Here is a 24,053-nt window from a genome sequence, read left to right as displayed (position 1 = left end):
ACACGGATTCAGCTCCCGCCGCAGCCTGGGACGGTCCGGCCGTGTTCTGGGGGGATTTGGCCGTGGGGGGCGATGGTGGAGTTCGCGTACTCCCGTTTCGACACCTCGGATCTGGATTACCGGAGCGAGGGCGACGTCTTCGTCGACGTGGAAGCCGACTTGGAGGTCGTCGACGGTTGGCGCCTGGCAGTCGTTCCCGGTGGCGGAACTTGCCGTGGCGCTGCGGATGTGGAAGGCCGGCCCGGAGGCAGAACGGCACGAGTTCCTGTCGCTTTCGCTGGAAGCACGGTGGTCGCTGCGGATCTGCCGAACCTCCGACGGCCGGCAGGCAATCGACGACGCCGCGCAGGGCCGTGCGTCCGGCCACCGAGACCGACGCGGCGATCGACGACTTCGCGCGGAGAGTGCGTGGATCGAGGAGTTCTTCGTATGCCGCGGCCGCTGAACTCGGATGAGCGCGCGGTGCTGCTCGCGCAAGCAGACCGGGCGGAAGTCGTCGCGGCCTGGGCTCCGGGTTCGGTGAGCGTCGACCTCACGGTGCCCGATGCCGTCCCGGACGGCGAGCTGAACGGTGTGTTCCCCCGGCGCGCCTGGGTGGCGGATGTCGGCGAGATCCTCGCGTGGGTCAGCTGGGGAGCGCTGTCCGGTTTGGAATACGCCTGGTAGGTCGACGAAGCCCCGACCTCGTTGCCGGACGCGCCGGCGATTTCGTTTGCTGATTCAGGCGGTCGCCAGTAGCGCCGCGGCGACCGCCACCTCGACGCAACCGCCGAGGACGTCGCCGGTCACTCCGCCGATGCGCTGGACGCACCGGGCCAGTAGCACTGCTGCGGCCGCGTACCCGAGCGCCACCGCGAGAACCCCGCGCCACCACGGAAAACCCGGCGTCAGCGCGGCACATCCCGCCGCCAGCACGAGCACCACCGCGGCCACCAGGACCGGGACCGATCCGGCGACCGTCGCGCCCAACCCCTCCGGCCGGGCCGAGGGGATCCCTCGTGCGCAGCACAGCGAGAGCACGCACCGTCCACAGAGGACGGACAGGATCGCGGCGGCGATCCCGTGCCCGTGCGCGATCGCGCCGGTCAGCGCGCCGGTCTGGACGAGCAGGACGAAGAGCAGCGTCGCGACACCGGTGGGCCCGGAGTCTCCGCGGCGCATGACGTCGAGGGCTTTCGCGCGGTCATAGGAGGCACCGAGCCCGTCGGCGGTGTCGGCTAGGCCGTCGAGATGCAATCCGCGGCTGCCCAGGGCTACCGCCCCCAGCGCCAGTGCGGCTACGGCCAGGGCGGGGAGCCCGAGCGCGACCCCGCCCGCCACGATGAGCCCCGCGACCGCGGCGAGGGGGAGCGCGGCGAGCGGGCCGAGCACCATCGCCACCCCCGCGACCCGCCGGTCGATCGTGCGCGGCGCGGGGACCGGGACGGTGGTCAGGGTGCCTGCGGCCAGGCGGATGCCGTCGCTGAACGGGATCACGGGTTGCGCCCCGACGTGGTGTTGGGTGCGTTTAGCGCACCCAACGTGGCATGGGGGCGGTCCTCGGCGCGCCGTGCCGCCGACCGTGCTGTCGGCTGAGCTGTCGGCCGTGCTGTCGGCTGAGCTGTCGGCCGTGCTGTCGGCTGAGCTGTCGGCCGTGCTGTCGGCTGAGCCGCCGGCCGTGCTGCCAGCCGTGCTGTCGGCTGAGCCGCCAGCCGTGCTGTCGGCTGAGCCGCCCACCGAGCCGCCGGCTGAGCTGTCGGCCGAGCCGTCGGCGGTGCTGTCGATCGAGCCGTCGATCGAGCCGCCGGCTGAACGTCGTTGGCTCCCACCCGGAACCGAACTCCGAGCCGGGCCACGATCCGGGTTTCGGGCTGGCCGCCGGACCCCACCTCGAGCCGAGCCGAGGAACGAGCCCTGTGCTGAACCGCGGAGCCCTCGCGGGACCAAGCCTCGAACCGATCCCCGGGCGAACCCTGCACGCCGGTCACCCGAGGTCCGCCAGCAAACCCATCTCCGCGATCACCGCACGAGCCGCCCGCAGGGCCGGCACCGCTTGCACCGCGCCGCTGCCCTCGCCGAGCCGCAAACCCAGGTCCAGGATCGGCGTCAACCCCAGCGCCTTCAACGCAAACGCTTGCGCCGGCTCCGTCGAACGATGGCCAGCCAGCCACCACTGCTCCGCGCCCGGCGCGATGTCCCGGGCCGCCAACGCCGCCGTCGCGGAGAAGATGCCGTCCAGCAGCACGGGGATGCCCCGGACGGCCGCTTCCACCAGGAACCCGGCCGTCGCGGCGAGGCAGGCGCTGCCGAGGGCGGTCAGGCGGTCGAAGGGATCGGTCACGGGGCGTCGCGACACAGCAGCGGCGACCACCGAGGTCTTGCGTTCCAAAGCCTCACCGGACACCCCGGTGCCGGTGCCCACGACTTCCGCCGCGGGCAGGCCAAGGGCCGAAGCCACGACCGCGGCGCAAACGGTGGTGTTGCCGATACCCATGTCGCCCGGGATGAGAACGTCCGCAGCGGACTCCGAAGCGGCGATGGCACGGCCCGCCTCAAAAGCCGCGAGCGCCTCGCCGGGAGCCAAAGCGTCCTCGACGTCGATGGCGCCCGAACCGCGGCGGATCTTGTGCGCGGTGACTTCGGCGGGAACGTCCGCGGCGTCCCAGTCGACGGCGATGTCGGCTACCCGCACAGAAGCCCCGACCTGTGCCGCGAGGACCGTTACCCCGCTTCGCCCGGCCAGGAACACGCGCACCATCGCCGCCGTGACCTCGCGGGGATACGCCGACTGCGCCGACACCCCGTGGTCGCCGGCGAAGACGACCACGCGGACGTCGTCCAGCGGGCGCGGCGGGACCACCCCGTGCGCGGCGCTCAGCCAGGCCGCGAGTTCTTCCAGCCGGCCGAGCGAGCCGACCGGTTTGACCAGGCCGTCCAGCCGCTCCAAGGCGGCGGCGCGGGCGGCGGCGTCCGGGACGGGGATGGCGTAACTCGGCACGGCTGGCTCCTCACGGAAGGTCGAGCGCCCGCCCGGCGACGATGAGCGAAACCCGGTCGCTGTCGGCGGACACCCGGTTGTTGAGTGCGCCCAGCACATCACGGAACAGCCGCCCGGACACCGTTGCGGGCACCACACCGCTGCCGACTTCGTTGCTGACCGCGACGATCGGCACTCGGGCCTGGCTCCACGCGGCGAGGAAATCCTCCAGCCGGTCGTCCAGTCTGCGCTCCCAGCCGGTTTTGCCCGACCACGCGCCGACCTCGTCGAGGACCCGCGACAGCCAGGTCCCGAGACAGTCGATCAGCAGCGGGCTCGTCGCGTTGCGCAGCACGGTCGCCAGGTCGGTGGTCTCGACCGTCGTCCAGTGGTGCGGGCGGCGGGCCCGGTGCGCCTCGACGCGGGCGGCCCATTCCGGGTCGTCGGCCGAGGGGGGCAGCCCGGGAGCGACGTACACGAGGTGGGGGTGGTGCGCGACGAGCCGCTCCGCGTGCCTCGACTTGCCCGAGCGAACCCCGCCGAGAACGAGCACCTTGCCGTCGTCGCGTCCGTACCGGCGGAGGGCCTGCGCCAGGGTTTCGAGAGACCCGGCGAGCCGGTGCGTCAGCTTGGTCATACCCGGCATTCTCTCCCTAGCGCTACGGTTCGCCACGTGCCACTCCGACAAGCCGTCACCGCGGCCGGGCTGATCGCCGGATACGCCGCCGACGCCTGGTTCGGCGATCCGCGCCGGGGACATCCGGTCGCGGCCTTCGGCACCGCCGCTGGCCAGCTGGAACGCTGGTGGTGGGCCGATTCCAAGCCGCGCGGGGCGGCGTACGCGGCGGTCTGCGCGGGGTCGGCGGCCGGGCTCGGAATCCTCGCTGAGAGAGCGGCCCGGAACCGGCCAGGTGTCCAGTTTGTCCTGACTGCCGCGGCGACGTGGGCCGTCCTGGGCGGTCGCGGGCTCGCCGCGGAGGGGCGCGAAATGGCGCGATTACTCGAATCGGGTGAATTGCCCGCCGCCCGGAAGCGGCTCAGCCACCTCTGCGCACGCGACGCCACCGGCCTCGACGCGGCCGAGCTGACCCGCGCGGCCACCGAATCGATCGCCGAGAACACCTCCGACGCGGTCGTCGCGCCGCTCCTGTGGGGCGCGGTCGCGGGCGTGCCGGGGCTGCTCGGATACCGCGCGGTGAACACCCTCGACGCGATGGTCGGCTACCGCTCGGCACGGCACCGCGACTTCGGCTGGTTCGCCGCGCGCACCGACGACTGGGCCAATCTGGTGCCGGCGCGCGTCGGCGCGGTGCTGACGACGGTGACCGCGCCGCTCGCCGGCGGACACGCCCGGTCGGCCTGGCGGGCTTGGCGACGCGACGGGAGTGCGCATCCGAGCCCGAACGCGGGACAGGTCGAGGCTGCTTTCGCCGGGGCGCTGGACATCCGGCTCGGCGGCACGAATACGTATCACGGCGAGGCCGAGCGGCGGAGCACGCTGGGTGACGGACGTCCGCCGGGGGCGAGCGATCTGCGCCGGGCGGTGCGGTTGTCGCGGCTGGTCGGGGCGGCGGCGCTGGCGGTCGCGGCGGGGATCGCGGTGGCCCGGTCCGGCGGGCCGCGGAGCGCGGGGCGGCCCGCCGGACCGGCCGCCGCGGGCATTACGGTGGCGGGATGAGCGGGCTGCTGATCGCCGGGACCACCTCCGACGCCGGGAAAAGCCTGGTCACCGCCGGAATCTGCCGCTGGTTCGCGCGGCGCGGAGTGCGGGTCGCCCCGTTCAAGGCGCAGAACATGTCGAACAACTCGATGGTCTGCGCGGACGGTGCGGAGATCGGCCGCGCGCAGTGGCTGCAGGCGCGGGCCGCGCGGGTGGAGCCGGAAGCGGCGATGAATCCGGTGCTGCTCAAGCCGGGCAGCGACCGGCGCAGTCACGTCGTCGCGCTCGGCAAGCCGTACGGCACCCTCGAAGCCGGGGAGTACGCCACCGGACGGGCTGGGCTCGCCGAGATCGCCTTCAGCGCGTTTGCCGAACTGCGGCAACGGTGCGACCTGGTCGTCTGCGAGGGCGCGGGCAGTCCGGCGGAGATCAACCTGCGTTCCGGCGACTACGTCAACATGGGTCTGGCCCGGCGGTTTTCGCTGCCGGTGCTGGTCGTCGGCGACATCGACCGCGGCGGGGTGCTGGCGGCGATGTTCGGCACGCTCGCGTTGCTGTCGGCCGAGGACCAGGCGCTGGTCGCGGGCTGGCTGGTGAACAAATTCCGCGGCGACGCCGGGTTGCTGCGGCCTGGTCTGAACAGTCTGGAGAAGGTCACCGGACGGCCGGTGCTCGGCGTGCTGCCGTGGCTGGACCGCGTGTGGATCGACTCCGAGGACGCCCTCGCCGCGGCCGGATGGCGGCACGAGGCCGCTCAACGCGGGTTGCGCGTCGCGGTCGTGCGGTTCCCGCGGGTGTCCAACGCCACCGACGTGGACGCACTCGCGGCGGAGCCCGGTGTGACGGTGAGCCTGACTGCCGATCCGGATACCGTCGCCGCGGCGGATCTGGTCGTGCTGCCGGGTTCGAGGGCCACTGTGGACGATCTGAAGTGGTTGCGCGGCAGGGGTTTGGCGGACGCGGTGACGGCGCGGGCCGCGGCCGGGCGTCCGGTGCTGGGGATTTGCGGCGGGTACCAGATGCTCGCGGAGTCCATTGAGGACGATGTCGAATCCGGGGCTGGTCTGGTAGAAGGACTTGGGCTCTTGCCGACGCGCGTGACGTTCTCGGCGGAGAAGGTGCTCGGCCGTCCGGCCGGCGAATGGCGCGGGCATCGCGTGGACGCGTACGAGATCCACCACGGCAGCGCAGGCCCGGCGGACGCGGAGTCGTTTTTGGACGGTTACCGCGTCGGTCCGGTCTGGGGCACGACGTGGCACGGCGCCATGGAAAACGACGGGTTCCGGCGTGCTTGGCTTGCCGAAGCGGCGGCGCAGGCGGGCATCGAATGGCAGGCGGCCGAGGGTGCGCCGGGGTTCGCGGACCTGCGCGAGGACATGCTGGACCGGCTGGCCGACGCGATCCAGTCCGAAGTGGACACCGGGATGCTGATGGCGCTCGCGGAGGCGGGTGCGCCGGGAGGATTGCCGTTCGTGCCGCCGGGCGCGCCCTGACCGGTCAGTGCACGACCCGGCCGGTGGCGGGAAAGCCGGTGCACACCGCGTGCTGCCCGGGCGAGCAGCTCGGGCCGGCCGGTTTCGGCGGCGGCATGGGGTTCCCTCCGGAAGTGGCCCTCGATCCGGCGTCGAGCACAGAACCCGGGGCACCCGGCGCGGGACGACGATTCAGGCGAGCCCGGCGTCGTGCACCAGAATCGCGACCTGTGTGCGGTTCGCGGCCTCGGTCTTGGCCATGATCCGTCCCAAGTGGACCTTCACGGTCGCCTCGCTGAGGCCGAGCCCGCGGGCGATCTCGGCGTTGCTCGAACCCTGTGCGACGGCCACCGCGACCTCGCGTTCGCGCGGCGTCAGCGGTTCGAGCCGGGCGCGGGCGGGCGTCGGCGTGGCGGCGGTGGCGAAGTGCGTCAGCAGCCGCCGGGTGATGGACGGCGACAGCATCGCCTCGCCGCTGCCCACCACGTGCATCGCTGTGACCAGCTCGCGCGGCGGGGTGTCTTTCAGCAGGAAACCCGTGGCACCGCGGCGAAGCGCCTCGTGCACGTACTCGTCCAGGTCGAACGTCGTCAGCACGACGACTGCGGGCGCGTCCGGTTCGGCGGTCACCAGCCGGGTCACCTCCAGGCCGTCGACCTCGGGCATCTGCACGTCGGTGAGCACCAGGTCGGGACGGTGCTCGCGGACGAGCGCGAGCGCTTCGCGGCCGTCGCCCGCTTCCGCGACCACCTCGATCCCCGGATCGGACTCCAGGATCATCCGGATGCCGCTGCGCACGAGCACCTCGTCGTCGATCAGCAGGATTTTCAGCACGATTCCTCCGCTCGCAACGGGAACGCGGCCCGCACCCGGTAACTGCCCGCGCCGCCCGGACCGGCGCGGAGCGTTCCGCCGGTCAGCGTGACGCGCTCGCGCATGCCGATCACGCCGTAGCCCGCGCCGGGCAGCCCGGACGAATCGGCGAGCGGGTTGGCCACCTCGACCACCAGGTCGTCGTCGGAAGCGGACAGGCGCACCTCGATTGCCGTCCCCGGCGCGTGTTTCGCCGCGTTCGTGAGCGCTTCCTGCACGATCCGGTACGCCGCGCGCCCGATCGGATCGGGCACGTCCGGCATCGGTTCCGGCAGGCTGGCGCGCACCCGCGCACCGGCGGCGGCGAGGTCGTCGGCGAGCTGGCGGACCCCGCCCAGCGTCGGATCCGGCAGCGAACGCGGCTCCGGGCCGTCGTCGCGGAGCACCTTCAGGATGCCGCGCAATTCGTCGAGCGCGGCGGAACCCGATTCGCGGATCACCTCGGCGAGCTGCGCGGTCTCGTCGTCCTTGGCCCGCACGGAAAGCGCGCCCGCCTGCAGCGCGACGATGCTGACCCGGTGCGCGACCACGTCGTGCATCTCGCGCGCGATCCGCCGCCGCTCGGCCGTCACGGCCCGCTCGCCGAGCAGGTCGCGCTCGCGTTCGGCCTGCTCCGCGCGCTCGCGCAGGGCCGCGAGCAAGGCCGCGCGCTGGTGCATCCAGAGCCCGGCCAGCACCGGGACGACGACCTCCATGACCAGGGCGAGCCCGAACGTCTTCCAGTCCGGCAGGCGCGACGGCCGGGAGAACGACACCACCAGCCCGGTTTCCGCGAGCACGGCGACCGCGGTCGGCCAGCGGAGCCCGCGCAGCGAAGCGACCGTGTAAAGAGTGACGGAGGTGCCCCACAGCGGCGGCGTGGCCAGCGCGACGCCGACCGAGACCAGCATCGCGGGCAGCGGGAACCGGCGGCGCAGCAACACCGCCAGGAACATCACCGCGACGGCGGCCGGCCAGAACCACGGGTGGTCCGCGTCCGGCAGGTCGCCGGCCAGCGTCAGGCCGAGCACGGCGAGCGCCACGGCCAGGTCGATCAGGTGGGTGCGCACCCCGTCACCGTAAGCCCTGCGCGAAATTCCCCCACTGGGCGTCTTCGAGGGAAATCGGGGTTCGGCGGACGGTGCCGCGCTCCGGTTGCCGAAGGGCTTTCCCCGGGTATTCTGCCGAGCGTCGCGATCAAACCCAGCCCGGGAGTGCGGAACATGTCCTATGCCGTCGATTTCGCCGCCGTGTCGACAGCCGGCCTGGAGTCCTCCCCGGTCGCGGACGCGCTCGCCGGACTGCGGGCGAACGAGGCGCGCTACTTCAAGAACAAGTACGGCCACGTGTTCACCGTCGAGCCCGCGGCCGAGGTCCCGGAGATCGTCGGCTGGGTGCACCGGATTCTCCGGGAAGAACGCGATCTCGTCATTTCCTCGCGGCCGCTTGAGGCGACCGAGTTCGAGGTCGAGGGCATCCGGATCGCCTACGTGTTCTACGAGAGCGGCCTGTCGGTCAACGTCATGTACACCCTTGCGGAGGGCGGCAAGCGGGCCGTCGGGTTCAAGCTTTCCGACGGGATGGACGTCCCGGGGGAACTCGACGGGAAGTTCAAGTTCGCGCGCCAGAAGTCGAAGCTCGCCGGGACGATCCGCGGGTCCTACTTCGTCATCAAGAACGCGTACTGAACCGCAGCGCCGCGCTGCGCAGGCACAGCAGCAGCGGCAGGGAACTGTCGTCGCGCAGCCGGGACGGCAGTGCGTTCGCTTCGGCCACCGGTACGCCGTCGGTCAGTTCCTGGCCTAGCGCGGCCAGATCGATCTCCAGGAAGGTGACTCCGGAGCTGTAAAGCCGTTCCGCGCCCTTCGTGCGGCGGCTGGTCAGTTCGGTGCTGTCGACCGACAGCCGGGTCACGCCGAAGAACTCCGGTTTCGCGCCGCGTTCGAGCCAGCGGGCGAAGCCGGTCAGCCGCGTCCCGGAAATCTCGTCGGGCCGGACGGCCGCCTCTTCGCACAGTTCGCGTTCCATTCCGGCGCACACCGCGGTGTGCAGGGTCCGGCGGGTTCCTCCCTGCGGGGTAAGAAGATCCCGCGGTTCCAGGCTGCCGCTTCCGGACGGCGCGAGCAGCAGCCCGCTGGCCGAGTTGCGGGCCGACTGGCGGACCACGACGAGCAGGCCGTCCGAGGTGAACGCGATCGTGGAGACGCCGACGAGATCGGCGAGCGTGCTCGCGGCGAGGGTTCTCAGCGCACCGGAGGAGTCGGTCAGCTCCTCGTTGCGCAGGTCGTACTCGTGGCCGTCGGCGGAGTTCGTGATGCGCAGGGACGCCAGTTCGTTGCTGCACATCGCGTCGAAGAACCGGGCGCGATGCAGGACGATCGGCGCCGGACGCGCTCCGGCGACCGGCAGCGGTTCGCCGCGCATGCCGACGATCGGGCCGTTGAACAGCAACCGGCCGCGAGCCCGCAACGGCAGCACGTGCGGCGCGGTGGCCTTCAGCTTCGCGGGCAGCCGGTAGGGATCCTCGGCGACGGTGACGCTGAAGGCGGTTTCGGTGAGCGACGCGTCGATGGCGTCGCTGACCAATGCGGTGCCACGGGAGGGAACCGCCAGGTACTGCGCGTCGGGATAGGCATGCGGCGGCGGGGTGTCGGCGATCGGGAACGGCGCGACGATCGCGGTGAACTCGTAGCCGGCCCACCGTTTCCGCAGCAAGCGGATGTCGCGTACGAGGGTCAGCAGGCCGAGCAGGAGCGCGATAACCGACACGGCGACGCCGAACGCGCTCGGCAGGATCGTGACCGCGCCGAGCACGACCCCGAGCGCGGACACGGCGACCGGCCATTCCCCGGCTCCGACGAAGAAGAGATAGTCGGCCGTGGCCCGGGCCCGGCGGGTCAGTTTTCCCATCGCCGCACTGTTTAGCACGGATCGGGGCGCCGGGTCACCGAGTCGGGTGAAGAAGTGGAGCGCACGGGGGTGCGGTGCTGGTGGCGGCGGTCGCCCGCGTCGCCGCCGCGCCAGCCGGGCAGACCCCGTTGCCCCTCAGGTGCCCGACGCGCCACGAAACTCCCGTAACCCTTCGATCAACGCCAGAATCGACGGCCGGGCGTAGTGATCCCGCCGCCACCCGGCGTACAGCGGCACTGTCAGCCTCCCGCCGGGGGTTTCGATCGGGACGGAGCGCAGGCCGAACCGGACCAGGTCGGTCACCAGGCACACCTCGCCGCGGCCGGCGGCGCGGGCTTGGGCGATGCTCGGGGAGCCGGTCTCGTTCAGTTCGGACGGGACGAGCCCGGCGCGGTGGAACGCCTCGTCCACGACCAGGCGCGCGGCGTTGCTGCGGTTCATCACCAGCAACGGCTCGGTGGCCAGCTCGGGCAGCGGGATCGACTCCGCGGCGTACCAGCGGTGGCCGGGCCGGACCTGCGCGCTGACCAGGACCCGGCCCAGCGCGGCGGTTTCCAGCTGCGCGGGCGGCGGGGACGTCGAGATGCCGAGGTCGGCGCTGCTGTGCAGGAGCCGGTCGAAAACCTGGTCCGGCGGGACCGGGAAGGCGTCCCGCAGCACCGGTCCGGCTTTGCCGGTGGCCATGAACGGCGCCAGCAGACTGTCCACTGTGCTCGGCGGCGCGACGAGCGTCAGCGGGGTGTCCTCGGTGCGGCCGATCGCGGCCATCACCGCGCCCGCCTCCTCCGCCCGGCGCACCAGGTCCTGGGCGATCGGCACGAACCGGGTGCCTGCCGCGCTGAGGGTCAGCGAGCCCGGCGATCGCGAGAACAACGCCACTCCGAGTTCGGTTTCCAGCGCGCGAAGCTGCCGCGACAGCGACGGTTGCGCGACCCGCACCGCGCGCGCCGCGGCGGTGACCGAGCCTTCCCGCGCGACGGCGAGGAAATAACGCACTACGCGCAGTTCCACTTATGCCTCCGAGGTATCGGAATGGGTCCGGACAGGTATTGGACAGCATAGGTCCCGGGACGAAGACTCTGAGGAACACCGCCGCCAGGGAGTTGCCCGTGAACCACCAGACCGCCATCGGCCGCCGGGCCGCGCTCGCCTCCTTCGCCGGGACGGCGATCGAGTGGTACGACTTCTACCTGTACGGGACCGCGTCCGCGCTGGTCTTCGGGAAGCTGTTCTTTCCCGGGCTGAACCCGGCGACCGGCGTGCTCGCCGCGTTCGGCACGTTCTGGGTCGGCTTTCTCGCCCGGCCGCTGGGCGGGATCGTGTTCGGGCACCTCGGCGACCGGGTCGGGCGCAAGAACACGCTGGTCGGCACGCTGCTGCTGATGGGTTTCGCGACCTTCGCGGTCGGGCTGCTGCCGACGTACGCCAAGATCGGCATCGCCGCGCCGTTGCTGCTCGTCGCACTGCGCGCGGTGCAAGGCGTCGCGGTCGGCGGGGAATGGGGCGGCGCGGTCGTGCTCGCCGCCGAGAACGCGCCCGCCGGACGCGGGTCGTACTTCGCCATGTTCGCCCAGCAAGGCTCGCCCGCCGGGTCGATTCTGTCCACAGTGGTCTTTCTCGCCGTGAGCGCGTTGCCGGACGAGCAGTTCCTGACCTGGGGCTGGCGAGTGCCGTTCCTGCTGTCCGGGGTGCTGGTCGCGCTGGGCTTGCTGATCCGGCTGAAGGTCGAGGAACCGGCGGAGTTCGTGCGGGCCAAGGCGAAAGCTGCCGTCGCGAAGGTGCCGTTGGCCGAGGTCTTGCGGACGGCATGGCGAACCGTGCTGCTCGGCATCGGCGCGAGCATCATGGGCATCGCGGCCGCGTACTTCAGCAACACGTTCGTCCTCGCCTGGTCCACGAACGAACTCGGCATCGGCCGCCAGACCATGCTGTACGTGCTGCTTGGCGCGTCCGTGGTGCAGTTCTGCTGGCAGCCGGTCGCGGCGCGGCTCGCCGAACGCGTCGGCGAAACCCGGTTCATGGCGGTCTCGCTGGGCTGCAACATCGTGGTGACCGTGCCGATGTACCTGCTGATCGCGTCCGGCAACCCGGGGCTGGCCTTCGCCGGCATCGCGGTCGCGACCGTATGCGGCTCCGGCTACTACGCGGTGCTCGCCGGATTCCTCACCCGCGGCTTCCCGATTCACCTGCGCTACACCGGAATTTCGCTGTCCTACCAGCTGTGCAGCACCATCTTCGGCGGCACCACGCCGTTCATCGCGCAGGCGCTGCTCAACGCGACGCACGGCGCGATCTGGCCGGTCGTCATCTACCACGTCGTGCTGCTCACGCTCACGCTGACCTGCGTCCTGGCGCTCGCCCGCCGAACCGCGGCCGTCGCCGACTCCGAGAAAACCCTGACCCGACAAGGATGAGCCCAGTGCGTCTCGATGCGTTGTTCCACAATGGACGATTTACCACGCTGGACCGGGACCGTCCGCAAGCGACCGCGCTGGGCGTGCTCGGCGGCCGGATCGCCGGATTCGACGACGAGGTCCGCGGTCTCGCCGCGGACGTGGTGGTCGACCTCGGCGGCGCGCCGGTCGTCCCCGGCCTCAACGACGCGCATCACCACTTGAGCATGCGCGGCAAGCTGATCCGGGAACTGGACGTCTCCGCCGAGGCCGCGCCGACCCTCGACGCGCTTTACCGCGCGGTGGCGGAACGAGCCGCGACCTTGCCCGCCGGCGCCTGGGTCACCGGCGCGGGCTACGACCAGAACAAGATCGGCGCGCACCCCACCGCCGAAGCCTTGCACCGCGCCGCCGGAGGGCGGCCGGTCTGGCTCGCGCACACGTCGCGGCACATGGCCGTAGCGAGCACCGAAGCCTTCGCCCTGGCCGGATATCCGGACCGGCTGGGCGTACCGGATGTCCCGGGCGGCACCGTGGTGCGCGACGACGACGGCCGCGCCACCGGATTGCTGCAGGAACGCGCGACCGTCCTCGTCGATCGCCTGCTGCGCCCCGAGCCGACTGAAGAGGTCATCGCCAACATCGCCGCGGGCGCGCACGCCGCCCTCGCTGACGGCCTGACCAGCGTCACCGAACCCGGCATCGGCACCGTCGAGGGCATCGGCCATGGCCGCGCCGACCTCGATTCCTTCCAGCGCACCAGGGAACGCGGCCAGCTGGGCGTGCGGATGACAGTGATGCCCTACATCACCGCACTGCGCGACTGCGGCCCGTTTGAACCGGGCGGTGAATGGTTCGGGCTCGACCTCGGCGTGCGCACCGGCGTCGGCGACGACCGGCTGCGCATCGGCCCGGTCAAAATCCTCTCCGACGGTTCGCTGATCGGCCGGTCCGCCGCGATGTGCTGCGAGTACGAGGACACCCCCGGCAACCAGGGGCTGATGCTGTTCGAACCGGACGAACTGCGCCGCTACATCCTCGAAGCCCACCGGTGCCACTGGCAGATCGCTACGCACGCGATCGGCGACGCGGCCCTCGGAGCCGTGCTCGACGCGTACGAGGAAGCTCAGCAGAAGTACCCGCGCGAGGACGTCCGGCACCGCATCGAACACTGCGCGGTCGCCGATGACGCCGCTGTCGCTCGGATCGCTCGGCTTGGGGTGATTCCCGTGCCCCAGGGCCGTTTCCTGTCCGAGATCGGCGATGGGCTCCTCGCCGCGCTTGGCCCGGAACGCAGTCGCCTGGCGTATCGGATGCGGAGCTTCCTCGACGCCGGGGTGGTGCTGCCGGGCAGTACGGACGCTCCGGTGGTCGCGGCGTCGCCGTTGCTGAGCATCCACGACATGGTCAACCGCCGGACCGCGTCGGGGCAGCCGATCGCGCCGGAGGAAGCGGTGACTGCGTTGGAGGCGTTGCGCGCGTACACGGTCGGTTCGGCGTACGCGGTGCATGAGGAGGCCGTCAAGGGCACGCTGAGCCGGGGGAAGCTCGCCGACTTCACGGTGTTGAGCGACGATCTGCTGGCGGTCGACTCGGCGAAGATCGGTGAGATCGGCGTCGGCGCGACTGTGGTGGGCGGCGAGGTCGTCTACAACGACGGGGCCGCGAAATAAGAAAGGCGGGTGCGACGTCGTTGTCGCACCCGCCCGGCAGCCGGGGCCAGCGCGGCGGCAGTGCCGCGCTGATCCCGAAACTGAACGGAGCAGGCGCGGCGACGTTGACGCGCCCGCTCCGAGTCCTCAGGAGATCGGCCGGTCCGTCGGCGCGATCGGGGCCGGGAGCACGCCCCGGCCGGTCAGGAGGGCGTCCACGCCTGCCGCGCACGAGCGGCCCTCCGCGATCGCCCACACGATCAGCGACTGCCCGCGGCCCATGTCGCCCGCCACGAACACATTGTCCACAGTGGTCTGGAAGTTCTTGTCCCGCACGACGTTGCCGCGCTGGTCCAGCTCCACGCCCAGTTCGGTCAGCAGGCCCTCGCGCTGCGGGCCGAGGAAACCCATCGCCAGCAGCACCAGCTGCGCGGGCAGCTCGGTTTCGGTGCCCTCGACCGGCACGAACTTGCCGCCCTCGTTGCGCACCTCGACCAGCTTCAGCGCACGCACCCGTCCGTCCTCGTCGGACAGGAACTCCTGGGTGTTGACCGAGTACAGCCGCTCGCCGCCCTCCTCGTGGGCGGAGGTGACCCGGTAGATCATCGGATACGTCGGCCACGGGTGCGCGTCCGAACGCGACTCCGGCGGCTTCGGCATGATCTCCAGCTGGGTCACCGACTTCGCGCCCTGCCGGTGCGCCGTGCCGACGCAGTCCGCGCCGGTGTCGCCGCCGCCGATGACCACGACGTCGAGGCCCTTGGCCGAGTACGGCGACTCCTCAAGCTCTCCCGCCGCGACCCGGTTGGCCGGCGGCAGGAACTCCATCGCCTGGTAGACGCCCTCGGCCGAACGGCCCTCGATCGGCAGGTCGCGCCACGCCGTCGCGCCGCCCGCCAGCACCACCGCGTCGTGGCCGGACTTCAGCTGCTCGACGGTGACGTCCACGCCGACGTTCACCGACGTCCGGAATTCCGTGCCCTCGGCCCGCATCTGGTCGAGGCGGCGGTCGAGGCGGAACTTCTCCATCTTGAACTCGGGAATGCCGTACCGCAGCAGCCCGCCGATCTTGTCCGCGCGCTCGTAGACCACGACAGTGTGGCCCGCGCGGGTCAGCTGCTGCGCCGCGGCCAGCCCGGACGGACCGGACCCGACGACGGCGACCTTCTTGCCCGTCTTCGCGACCGGAACCTGCGGCGTGACCCAGCCTTCCTCGAAGGCCCGGTCGATGATCGAGATCTCGACCCGCTTGATCGACACCGGGTCGTCGTTGATGCCGAGCACGCACGCGGTTTCGCACGGCGCCGGGCACAGCGTGCCGGTGAACTCCGGGAAGTTGTTCGTGGCGTGCAGCCGGTCCGCGGCCTGCTGCCAGTCTTCACGCCACACCAGCGTGTTCCACTCCGGGATCAGGTTCCCGAGCGGACAGCCCTGGTGACAGAACGGGATTCCGCAGTCCATGCAGCGCCCGGCCTGCTTTTCCAGCTTGGTCGTCGCGAAGTCCTCGTAGACCTCTCGCCAGTCCATCAGCCGCAGGTCCACCGGACGCCGCTTGGGTTCCTCGCGCGTGGTGGTCAGAAAGCCCTTGGGGTCAGCCATGTGCGGCCTCCGTGTTCTGCGGGATACCCGCACCCAGTCGGCACTCATAACTGGCTTCGCGATTGTCAGCCATGAGCTGCCTCCATGATCGCCTCGTTCACGTCCCGGCCATCGCGCTCCGCGGCCACCTGGGCGGCGAGGACGCGCTTGTAGTCCTTCGGCATGACCTTGCCGAACCGGTCGACCGCACTGTCCCAGTCCGCCAGCAAGGCCCGCGCGACGGCGGATTCGGTTTCGTTGTAATGCTTTTCGATGGTTTCGCGGAGGAAGTCCACGTCCGCGGTGTCCAGCGGGTCGATGTCGACCATCTCCGGGTTGACCCGGTGCGCCGGCAGATCCAGCACGTACGCGAGACCGCCGGACATGCCCGCCGCGAAGTTGCGGCCGATCTTGCCCAGCACGACCATCCGGCCGCCGGTCATGTACTCGCCGCCGTGGTCGCCCACGCCCTCGACGACCGCCAGCGCGCCCGAGTTGCGCACGCAGAACCGTTCGCCCACCTGGCCGCGGAGGAAGATCTCGCCGCTCGTGGCCCCGTAGGCGATCACGTTGCCCGCGATGATGTGGTCCTCGGCCACGATCGGCGATTCCTTCGGCGGCCGCACGATGATCCGCCCGCCGGACAGGCCCTTGCCGACGTAGTCGTTGCCGTCGCCGTAGAGCCGCAGCGTGATGCCCTTCGGCACGAAGGCGCCGAACGACTGGCCCGCGGTGCCGGTGAAGGTGACGTCGATGGTGTCGTCGGGAAGCCCTTCGCCGCCCCACTTCTTGGTCAGCTCCGAGCCGAGCATGGTGCCGACGGTCCGGTTCACGTTGCGCACCGGCAGTTCCAGCCGCACCTTGTCGCCCGCCGCCAGCGCGCCCTCGGCGAGCTGGATCAGCGTGTTGTCCAGTGCCTTGTCCAGCCCGTGGTCCTGCTTGACGCTCTGGTGGCGCACCGCGCGCGGCGGCAGTTCGGGCACGTGGAAGATCGGCGACAGGTCGAGCCCGGCGGCCTTCCAGTGCTCGACTGCCTTGCGCTTGTCGAGCAGCTCGGCGTGGCCGATGGCCTCCTCGACGGACCGGAAACCCAGCTCCGCCAGGTACTCCCGGACCTCCTGGGCGATGAACTCGAAGAAGTTCACCACGTACTCCGCCTTGCCGCTGAACTTCTCGCGCAGCTTCGGGTTCTGCGTCGCGACGCCGACCGGACAGGTGTCGAGGTGGCACACGCGCATCATGACGCAGCCCGACACCACCAGCGGCGCGGTCGCGAACCCGAACTCCTCGGCGCCGAGCAGCATCGCGATCACGACGTCGCGGCCGGTCTTGAGCTGGCCGTCGGTCTGCACCACGATCCGGTCGCGCAGCCGGTTGGCCAGCAGCGTCTGCTGCGTTTCGGCCAGGCCCAGCTCCCACGGTCCGCCCGCGTGCTTGATCGAGGACAGCGGCGAGGCGCCGGTCCCGCCGTCGTGGCCGGAGATCAGCACGACGTCCGCGTGCGCCTTGGACACGCCCGCCGCGACCGTGCCGACGCCGACCTCGGACACGAGCTTCACGTGGATGCGCGCGTCCGGGTTGGCGTTCTTGAGGTCGTGGATCAGCTGCGCCAGGTCCTCGATGGAATAGATGTCGTGGTGCGGCGGCGGGGAGATCAGCCCGACGCCCGGCGTGGAATGCCGCGTCTTCGCGATCCACGGGTACACCTTGCCGCCGGGCAGCTGCCCGCCCTCGCCGGGCTTCGCGCCCTGCGCCATCTTGATCTGGATGTCGTCGGAGTTCACCAGGTATTCGCTGGTGACGCCGAACCGGCCGCTGGCGACCTGCTTGACCGCGCTGCGCCGCTCCGGGTCGTACAGCCGCTCCGGGTCCTCGCCGCCCTCCCCGGTGTTCGACTTTCCGCCGAGGCGGTTCATCGCGATCGCCAGCGTCTGGTGCATTTCCATCGAGATCGAGCCGTACGAGATGGCCCCGGTGGCGAACCGCTTCACGATCTCCGAAACCGGCTCGACCTCCTCGATCGGCACCGGCGTGCGGTCGCCGAACTTGAAGTCGAACAGCCCGCGCAGCGTCAGCAGCTTCTCGGCCTGGTCGTTGACTGCCTTCGTGTACTCCTTGAAGACGTCGTACTTCCCGGCGCGCGTGGAGTGCTGCAGCTTGAACACCGTCTGCGGGTTGAACAGGTGCGGTTCGCCTTCGCGCCGCCACTGGTAGTCCGCGCCGGTTTCCAGCTCGCGGTGGCTCGCCCGGACGCCGTCGACCGGGAAGGCCCGCACGTGCCGCTGCGAAACCTCCTCGGCGAGCGTGTCGAAGCCGACGCCGCCGAGCCGCGAAGTGGTTCCGGTGAAACAGGTGTCGATCACCTCGGCGCCGAGGCCGACCGCCTCGAAGATCTGCGCGCCGGTGTACGAGGCCACAGTGGACACGCCCATCTTGGACATGGTCTTGCGGACACCCTTGCCGAGCGCCTTGATGAGGTTCGTGGTGGCCTGCTTGGGAGTCACGCCCGGGATGAGGCCGCCGTGCGCCATCTCCTCGACCGTCGCCATCGCCAGGTACGGGTTCACCGCGGCCACGCCGTAGCCGACCAGCAGCGCGATGTGGTGCACCTCGCGCGCGTCGCCCGCCTCGACGATGAGGCCGACCTGCGTGCGCGTCTTCTCCCGCACCAGGTGGTGGTGCACCGCGCCGGTGAGCAGCAGCGACGGGATCGGCGCGTGGTCGGCGTCGACCCCGCGGTCGGACAGCACGATCAGCCGCGCGCCGTCCTCGATCGCCTCGGACACCTCGGAGCGGATCTCGTCGAGCCGCTGCACCAGCGCCTCGCCGCCGCCGTGCACCTTGTACCGGCCCATGACGGTGACCGCCTGGAACTCCGGCAGGTCGCCGTCGTCGTTGACGTGCACCAGTTTCGCGAGCTGGTCGTTGTCCAGCACCGGGAACGGCAGCACGATCCGGCGGCAGGAGGAAGCGTCCGCGGCCAGCAGGTTCGGCTCCGCGCCGATCTGCGTGCCCAGCGCGGTCACCAGCTCCTCGCGGATCGCGTCCAGCGGCGGGTTGGTCACCTGGGCGAAGAGCTGGATGAAGTAGTCGAACAACGGACGCGAACGCGACGAAAGGGACGCGAGCGGCGAATCGTTGCCCATCGAGCCGATCGGCTCCGCGCCGGTGCGGGCCATCGGCTCCAGGATGGTTTCCAGCTCTTCCTCGGTGTAGCCGAACGCCTGCTGCCGGCGCACGAGCGCGGCGTGCAGCGGGACCTCGCGGTCGCGCTCGGGCAGTTCCTCCAGGCGGAGCAGGCCGGCGTCGACCCATTCGTCGTACGGGTGCTCGGAAGCCAGCTGGCCCTTGATCTCCTCGTCCTCGACGATCCGGCCCGCGACGGTGTCCACGAGGAACATCCGGCCCGGCTCCAGCCGTCCCTTGCGGACGATCTTGGCCTGGTCCAGCTCCAGCACGCCGACCTCGCTGGCGAGCACCACGAGCCCGTCGTCGGTGACCCAGTAGCGGCCGGGGCGCAGGCCGTTGCGGTCCAGCACCGCGCCGATCTGCGCGCCGTCGGTGAACGCCACCAGCGCCGGTCCGTCCCACGGCTCCATCAGCGTGGAGTGGAATTCGTAGAAGGCGCGGCGCGCGGGGTCCATTTCCTGATGGTTCTCCCACGCCTCCGGGATCATCATCAGCACCGAATGCGGCAGCGACCGGCCGCCGAGATGGAGCAGTTCCAGCACCTCGTCGAAGGACGCCGAGTCGCTCGCGCCGCGCGTGATGACCGGGTAGATCCGCTTGAGGTCGCCCGGGACCAGGTCGGTCTCCAGCAGCGCCTCGCGGGCGTCCATCCAGTTGCGGTTGCCCTTGAGCGTGTTGATCTCGCCGTTGTGCGCCACGTAGCGGTACGGGTGCGCGAGCGGCCACGACGGGAAAGTGTTGGTGGAGAAGCGCGAGTGCACCAGGCCGATGGCGCTCGTCACGCGCTCGTCGGCGAGGTCGAGGAAGAACTTCTCGACCTGCGGCTCGGTCAGCATTCCCTTGTAGACGATCGTCCGCGAGGACAGCGACGGGAAGTACACGTCATCCTCGACCAGCTCGTGCTCGGCGCGCTTGCGCACGCAGAAAGCGGCGCGCTCAAGGGCGAGGCCGTCGAGGTTGTTCTTCCGCCCGGCCAGGAACAGCTGGGTGAAGTGCGGCATGGTCTGCGCGGCGGTCGGGCCGCAGTGCGCGGTGTCGACCGGCAGCTCGCGCCAGCCCACCACGCGCATGTCCTCCTCGGCGGCGATCCGCTCGATGGTGGTCATGGCGCGGCCGCGGCGCTTTTCGTCCTGCGGCAGGAACGCGGTGCCGACGGCGTAGCTGCCAGCCGGTGGCAGCTCGAACCCGGCGACCTCGCGGTAGAACGCGTCGGGCACCTGGATGAGCAGGCCCGCGCCGTCCCCGGTGTCCGGTTCCGCCCCGCGTGCCCCGCGATGTTCCAGATTTTTCAGCGCGACAAGGGCTTTCGCCACGATCTGATGGTCTCGGCGACCGGTCAGGTCCGCGACGAACGCCACCCCGCAGGCATCGTGCTCGTAAGCGGGGTCGTAGAGGCCGTCAGTGGCCGGGGTGCTCGAACGGTGGGTCACGGCTGGCCGCCTCCCAAGGGCGTTGGCACGGTTTCTTTCACTCCGAATGGGGTTCATCACTGAACCGGTTAACGAAGTGGTCCGAAACCGCGATGGTCAGTCGAGAAGGGAAACCATCCGGTGTCTTCGCTCTCGCGGGGCGCGGCACTGCGTCGCGATGCGCGGCCGGTCGACGACCGGGCCGGGTGCCGGATGGTTTGTCACCGCACGGCGATGGGCGGCGGAAAAAGTTCTGCACGTCGCTGTACAGGCACACGCGCCGGGGTCGGTCAGCCTGTGTGGTGGGGGCCAGCCGGGGCGCGTGGTGGTGACTCCCGGGTTCGCCGGGTCTTATGACGATAGTGTGAATTCGCTGTGATCGACATACGTCATCGCGCTCTCGTGGGAAAGGCCACGCATACGTTGACGCTCTCCGGGGTACTCCCATATGTCGGGCCGTCTCTCCCGCCACTCGGTCAGCGAAGCCGCTGACCTGCGTAAACCTGCCTGCATGCCCGGTGTCAACCCCGCGTTCGCTGCTGGTTGACTGGGGGGCGTGAGGGGGACCGCCGATGACTGATCGTTATCTGTCCGTGGCAGTGGCCGGGCTGCACGAGATCGAAATAAGGCGTTCACGGTTCCTGTGCGCGCTCGCTCCGGTCGACGGCGAAGCGGCCGCGCGGGAGGTCATTTCGGCCCGCCGGCGCGCGGAGCCCGCGGCGCGGCACCACTGTCACGCGTTCGTCCTCGGCCCGGACGGCCGTACCCAGCGTTCGAGCGACGACGGCGAGCCCGCCGGGACGGCCGGGGTGCCGATGCTGGAGGTGTTGCGCCGCCGCGAAGTCACCGGCACGGTCGCGGTGGTGTCGCGGCATTTCGGCGGGGTGCTGCTCGGTGCGGGCGGGTTGATCCGCGCGTACGGGCAAGCGGTGTCGGACGCGCTCGACGCGATAGGCCTGGTCGAGTACCGGCGATTGCGGCTGTTCGAGGTAACGATGGACTACACCCGGGCGGGCCGCTTCGAAAACGATCTCCGCGCCTCGCCGTACGTGCTGCACGAGACGCGATTCGAGGCGGCGGCGCACTTCGAGGTCGGGCTGGCTCCCGGCGAGGAAGACCGATTCAGCAGCTGGCTGGCCGACCTCACCGGCGGCGAGGCGGTGGCGGCCGAGCTGGGGGAGGAGTGGGTGCGCCGATAGCCCGCACCCCGGCTCAGGCTCGGAAGATCAAGCCGCGACGGGCTTTCCGCCCAACGCCCGCACCCCGGCCTCGGTGAGCACCGCGCGCACTCGCGCGCCGTACGCTCCGCACTCGGCGGGTTCGATCAGGCCCTTGCGGACGAGATCGCGGACCGTCCCTTGGTCGCAGCAGCTCAGCCCGTCGACGAACAGATCCGGTTCGCAGCTGCAGCTGATTTCCGCGTGCCCTTCGGCGACAGCACGCAGGGTTGCCCGCTCCCGATGGTTCAACTCGGCAGTCACGGCGGTTCCTCCTTCTGTCCCGGCCCCTGGTGTACCCCGGGAACGGTTCCAGTGTCCGTCGCGAGTGGCGGATTGTCGCGTATTTCACTCCTTTTTACGGGGGTATGTCGCGGGTATTCTCGGGGGTGCCCCTCATGCGCCCCGCCATGCGTTCGCGAGGGATACGAAAGTAGGTTCCTGCGGAGCGGGTACCCGTGCGGAAGCGGGGGCGCGAGGCAACGGCGGGAGGGCAACCGCGAGCGAGCGGAAGACTCCGCGGAAATGCCGATTCGCCGCTCGAAACGAACGAGCCGACCGCGGCGAACTCGTATTCCGGCGCGCCGCGCGCTTCGCAGGTGACCGTCAGATAGTCGCGCACAGAGTGCACTGTGGACAGGGGGTCCGCCAACCGGCCGGCGGAAACGGTCAGATGGGCATCAAGCGGGCATCCAGCTGAGGTTGACGTCCTTTATGGACAGTCCGCGGCCGCCAGGCTTGGGACTGGTCTTCGATTCCCCAAAGCGCCCCTCGCGGACTTCGGTGCCAACGCCAGGAACTCAAGCTGCGTCAAGACCGACGGCATTCCGCGACAGCCGGGAGGGGTCCCTTCACGGACTTCTCCGGTCAGCGCGGGCGGCGAGCTACTTGCTGCGTTCGAGCAGGGTGCGCACAGCCGGGCCGATGAGCCGCTCGATCTCGTCGGCGGGCGCGGTGGCGAGCGGGTCCTTGCGGGTGATCGAGCGGACCAGCCCGATGCCGAGCAGCCAGGCCATCGCGAGGTCGGCGCGGAGTTCGGCGTCCGGCGCGTCGGTGAGCCCGGACAGCGCGCGGGTGTACTCGGCGTCGAGTTGCGCGCGCAGCGCCTCGTCGGCGCGGTCGGTGCCCGAGGACCGCAGGTAGGTCTCGATCGAGCGGGACGCCGGGTCGTCGCGTTCGAGGAGGCTCCGCAGCGCCGCGGAGAACAGCCGTTCCGGCGGGGTCGTCTCGACCTGGGCCAGGCCGCCGCGTGCCATCACGTGCTCGAACAACGCGTCTTTGCTGCCGAAGTACCGGAACAGCAGCGCCTGGTTGACACCCGCGCGGTTCGCGATGTCGCGCACCGTCGTGCGGTCGAAGCCGCGGTCGGCGAACAGTTCGGCCGCGGCGTCCAGCAGCGCGGCCTTGGTCGCCGTCGCGTCGCGTTTGCGCGAAGGCTGGTCCGCGTCCATCGGTTCCCCCTGGTGTGCGCTGGTGTGCGCTGGTGTGCGCTGGTGTGCGCTGGTGTGCGCGACGAGGTTAACCCGAGGGGTCGCGGATCGGCCGGACGAACTACGCGGACCAGGCGACCGGCAGCTCCTCGGGGCCGTAGACGAGCGTGTTGTGCTTGTACGCCAAAGATTCCTTCGGCACTGCCAGGCACAGGCCGGGCACGCGGCGGAACAACGCGGTGAACGCTTCCTGCATTTCGACCCGTGCGAGCTGCTGGCCGACGCACTGGTGCGCGCCGAACCCGAAGGCGACGTGCGTGCGCGGCGATTCGCGGGTGAAGTCCAGCTGGCCGGCCTGCGGATAACGATCCTCGTCGCGGTTGGCCGAGTTCAGCGCGGCGATCAGCCAGTCACCCGCGGCGATCGTCTGGTCGCCGACCTTGACCTCCTCGGTGGCGTACCGCAGCACACCGAACTGCACGACCGACAGGTACCGGAGCAGCTCCTCGACCGCGCGCGGCGGATCGGCGAGGGCTTGCGCGCGCTGGTCCGGGTGTTCCAGCAGCAAGAGCGCGCTGAGCGCGATCATGTTAGCGGTGGTTTCGTGCCCGGCCACCAGCAGGCTGAGGCCGAGCATGACCAGCTCGTCCAGGTCGAGCGGCTCGCCGGACGCCTCGGCACGGACGATGAGCTTGCTGAACAGGTCGTCCCGCGGGTCCCGTTGTTTGCCGCCGAACAGGGCGCCCAGGTAACCGGCCAGTTCGCGGAACGCCTGATCCGTGGTGCCCGCGTCCTGGCCGGTGCTGACCAGCAGGCTGCTCTGGCGCTGGAACAGCTCGCGGTCGGCGTACGGGACGCCGAGCAGCTCGCAGATCGCCAGCGACGGGATCGGCAGCGCGAAGTCCTGGACCAGGTCGGCACGGCCGGGTTTGGCGAGCATGGCGTCGAGGTGCCGTTCGACCTGCTCGCGGACGTACTCGCGCAGCCGCTCCACCCGCCGCACGGTGAACTCGGCGACGACCATCTTGCGCAGCCGGGAATGCTCCGCGCCGTCGAGCTGGATGATCGACCCCGGGCCGACCTCGTCGTAGGGGTCCAGATCGGCTTTGACGTGCGCGGAGGAGGCTCCGCGCGAACTGAACGCCGGATCGGCGAGCACGGCGCGGACGTCGTCGTAACGGGTGACCAGCCAGGTGTCGAACCCGGCCGGGCAGCGGACCCGCGACACCGGCGAGGTCTCCCGCAGCGCGGCGTACTCGGCGGGCGGATCGAACGGGCAGCCGGCCGGGCGGGTGGTCGGAAGGGCCGGGGTCTCGGGCGGGGTGGACATGCGGA

19 protein-coding genes are annotated in these 24,053 nt (G+C 70.8%); 7 read left to right on the top strand and 12 right to left on the bottom strand.

Annotated elements, in window-relative coordinates; genetic code table 11:
* The first annotated feature begins 429 nt into the window (after window positions 1-429).
* Window positions 430-666 (top strand): hypothetical protein, encoded by a 237-nt coding sequence (locus BM362_RS36690; protein ID WP_093576259.1) that lies wholly within the window; start codon window positions 430-432, stop codon window positions 664-666.
* A 54-nt stretch (window positions 667-720) separates the two neighbouring features.
* Here BM362_RS36690 and BM362_RS36685 read toward each other — a convergent pair whose 3' ends face one another.
* The 3 genes from BM362_RS36685 to BM362_RS36670 all read right to left on the bottom strand — a co-directional run bounded on the left by BM362_RS36685 (window position 721) and on the right by BM362_RS36670 (window position 3,593).
* Window positions 721-1,476: an adenosylcobinamide-GDP ribazoletransferase gene (locus BM362_RS36685; RefSeq protein WP_244287403.1), complete on the bottom strand. Its 756-nt coding sequence runs from the start codon at window positions 1,474-1,476 to the stop codon at window positions 721-723.
* Between the two features lie 487 nt (window positions 1,477-1,963).
* Complete coding sequence (cobT, locus tag BM362_RS36675) at window positions 1,964-2,977, bottom strand: nicotinate-nucleotide--dimethylbenzimidazole phosphoribosyltransferase (RefSeq protein ID WP_067582701.1); 1,014 nt, start codon at window positions 2,975-2,977, stop codon at window positions 1,964-1,966.
* A 10-nt stretch (window positions 2,978-2,987) separates the two neighbouring features.
* Entirely contained in the window at window positions 2,988-3,593 is a 606-nt protein-coding gene (locus tag BM362_RS36670; RefSeq protein ID WP_067582703.1) for a bifunctional adenosylcobinamide kinase/adenosylcobinamide-phosphate guanylyltransferase, read from the bottom strand.
* Window positions 3,594-3,629: 36 nt separating this feature from the next.
* On the opposite strand from BM362_RS36670, the gene BM362_RS36665 reads away from it, so the two are divergent.
* Together BM362_RS36665 and BM362_RS36660 are read left to right on the top strand one after the other, a co-directional pair.
* On the top strand, window positions 3,630-4,634 hold the full coding sequence (locus BM362_RS36665; RefSeq protein ID WP_067582706.1) for a cobalamin biosynthesis protein: 1,005 nt from the start codon (window positions 3,630-3,632) through the stop codon (window positions 4,632-4,634).
* Entirely contained in the window at window positions 4,631-6,109 is a 1,479-nt protein-coding gene (locus tag BM362_RS36660; protein ID WP_093576257.1) for a cobyric acid synthase, read from the top strand. Before BM362_RS36665 ends, BM362_RS36660 begins: the two co-directional genes overlap by 4 nt.
* Window positions 6,110-6,280: 171 nt before the next feature.
* Here the strand turns inward: BM362_RS36660 and BM362_RS36655 are convergent, their stop codons facing one another.
* Window positions 6,281-6,913, bottom strand: coding sequence for a response regulator (locus BM362_RS36655; RefSeq protein ID WP_425285756.1), 633 nt, complete (start codon window positions 6,911-6,913; stop codon window positions 6,281-6,283).
* 2 nt (window positions 6,914-6,915) lie between these two features.
* Entirely contained in the window at window positions 6,916-8,010 is a 1,095-nt protein-coding gene (locus tag BM362_RS36650) for a sensor histidine kinase (RefSeq protein ID WP_093576256.1), read from the bottom strand.
* A 153-nt stretch (window positions 8,011-8,163) separates the two neighbouring features.
* Here BM362_RS36650 and BM362_RS36645 point away from each other — a divergent pair, with 153 nt between their 5' ends.
* Complete coding sequence (locus BM362_RS36645; RefSeq protein WP_067583016.1) at window positions 8,164-8,628, top strand: phage tail protein; 465 nt, start codon at window positions 8,164-8,166, stop codon at window positions 8,626-8,628.
* Here the strand turns inward: BM362_RS36645 and BM362_RS36640 are convergent.
* Both BM362_RS36640 and BM362_RS36635 read right to left on the bottom strand, forming a co-directional pair.
* Window positions 8,612-9,850, bottom strand: coding sequence for a hypothetical protein (locus BM362_RS36640; RefSeq protein WP_067582715.1), 1,239 nt, complete (start codon window positions 9,848-9,850; stop codon window positions 8,612-8,614). The two genes, BM362_RS36645 and BM362_RS36640, sit on opposite strands and share 17 nt — an antisense overlap.
* A gap of 135 nt (window positions 9,851-9,985) precedes the next feature.
* Window positions 9,986-10,861: a LysR family transcriptional regulator gene (locus BM362_RS36635; RefSeq protein ID WP_093576255.1), complete on the bottom strand. Its 876-nt coding sequence runs from the start codon at window positions 10,859-10,861 to the stop codon at window positions 9,986-9,988.
* Window positions 10,862-10,959: 98 nt separating this feature from the next.
* On the opposite strand from BM362_RS36635, the gene BM362_RS36630 reads away from it, so the two are divergent.
* A complete protein-coding gene (locus BM362_RS36630) occupies window positions 10,960-12,264 on the top strand; it encodes an MFS transporter (protein ID WP_093576254.1) in 1,305 nt (434 codons plus the stop codon).
* A gap of 5 nt (window positions 12,265-12,269) precedes the next feature.
* Complete coding sequence (locus BM362_RS36625; protein ID WP_167545569.1) at window positions 12,270-13,916, top strand: amidohydrolase; 1,647 nt, start codon at window positions 12,270-12,272, stop codon at window positions 13,914-13,916.
* Between the two features lie 126 nt (window positions 13,917-14,042).
* On the opposite strand, the gene BM362_RS36620 is transcribed toward BM362_RS36625, so the two are convergent.
* Together BM362_RS36620 and gltB are read right to left on the bottom strand one after the other, a co-directional pair.
* Window positions 14,043-15,494: a glutamate synthase subunit beta gene (locus tag BM362_RS36620; protein ID WP_093576253.1), complete on the bottom strand. Its 1,452-nt coding sequence runs from the start codon at window positions 15,492-15,494 to the stop codon at window positions 14,043-14,045.
* A gap of 65 nt (window positions 15,495-15,559) precedes the next feature.
* On the bottom strand, window positions 15,560-20,092 hold the full coding sequence (gene gltB / locus BM362_RS36615; protein ID WP_093576252.1) for a glutamate synthase large subunit: 4,533 nt from the start codon (window positions 20,090-20,092) through the stop codon (window positions 15,560-15,562).
* 551 nt (window positions 20,093-20,643) lie between these two features.
* Between gltB and BM362_RS36610 the strand changes: the two genes are divergently transcribed.
* Window positions 20,644-21,270, top strand: coding sequence for a YigZ family protein (locus BM362_RS36610; protein ID WP_067582734.1), 627 nt, complete (start codon window positions 20,644-20,646; stop codon window positions 21,268-21,270).
* A 27-nt stretch (window positions 21,271-21,297) separates the two neighbouring features.
* Here BM362_RS36610 and BM362_RS36605 read toward each other — a convergent pair whose 3' ends face one another.
* From BM362_RS36605 to BM362_RS36595, 3 genes are all read right to left on the bottom strand, one after another.
* Window positions 21,298-21,552, bottom strand: a complete 255-nt coding sequence (locus tag BM362_RS36605; protein ID WP_067582737.1) for a hypothetical protein — start codon at window positions 21,550-21,552, stop codon at window positions 21,298-21,300.
* A gap of 620 nt (window positions 21,553-22,172) precedes the next feature.
* On the bottom strand, window positions 22,173-22,739 hold the full coding sequence (locus tag BM362_RS36600; RefSeq protein WP_067582740.1) for a TetR family transcriptional regulator: 567 nt from the start codon (window positions 22,737-22,739) through the stop codon (window positions 22,173-22,175).
* 100 nt (window positions 22,740-22,839) lie between these two features.
* On the bottom strand, window positions 22,840-24,048 hold the full coding sequence (locus BM362_RS36595) for a cytochrome P450 (protein ID WP_093576251.1): 1,209 nt from the start codon (window positions 24,046-24,048) through the stop codon (window positions 22,840-22,842).
* Window positions 24,049-24,053: the final 5 nt, after the last annotated feature.

The sequence above is a fragment of the Amycolatopsis rubida genome (genome assembly GCF_900115345.1).
GTDB lineage: Bacteria > Actinomycetota > Actinomycetes > Mycobacteriales > Pseudonocardiaceae > Amycolatopsis > Amycolatopsis rubida.
The sequence above is the reverse complement of the archived record's forward strand: the minus strand, read 5'-3'. Positions and strand labels throughout refer to the sequence as shown.

Bases quoted from the DNA above. Each gene is read 5' to 3' on its own strand.
- BM362_RS36640 (WP_067582715.1), bottom strand. From the start codon at position 9,850: ATGGGAAAACTGACCCGCCGGGCCCGGGCCACGGCCGACTATCTCTTC.
- BM362_RS36600 (WP_067582740.1), bottom strand. From the start codon at position 22,739: ATGGACGCGGACCAGCCTTCGCGCAAACGCGACGCGACGGCGACCAAG.
- BM362_RS36660 (WP_093576257.1), top strand. From the start codon at position 4,631: ATGAGCGGGCTGCTGATCGCCGGGACCACCTCCGACGCCGGGAAAAGC.
- BM362_RS36595 (WP_093576251.1), bottom strand. From the start codon at position 24,048: ATGTCCACCCCGCCCGAGACCCCGGCCCTTCCGACCACCCGCCCGGCC.
- BM362_RS36670 (WP_067582703.1), bottom strand. From the start codon at position 3,593: ATGACCAAGCTGACGCACCGGCTCGCCGGGTCTCTCGAAACCCTGGCG.
- BM362_RS36610 (WP_067582734.1), top strand. From the start codon at position 20,644: ATGACTGATCGTTATCTGTCCGTGGCAGTGGCCGGGCTGCACGAGATC.
- BM362_RS36645 (WP_067583016.1), top strand. From the start codon at position 8,164: ATGTCCTATGCCGTCGATTTCGCCGCCGTGTCGACAGCCGGCCTGGAG.
- BM362_RS36690 (WP_093576259.1), top strand. From the start codon at position 430: ATGCCGCGGCCGCTGAACTCGGATGAGCGCGCGGTGCTGCTCGCGCAA.
- BM362_RS36620 (WP_093576253.1), bottom strand. From the start codon at position 15,494: ATGGCTGACCCCAAGGGCTTTCTGACCACCACGCGCGAGGAACCCAAG.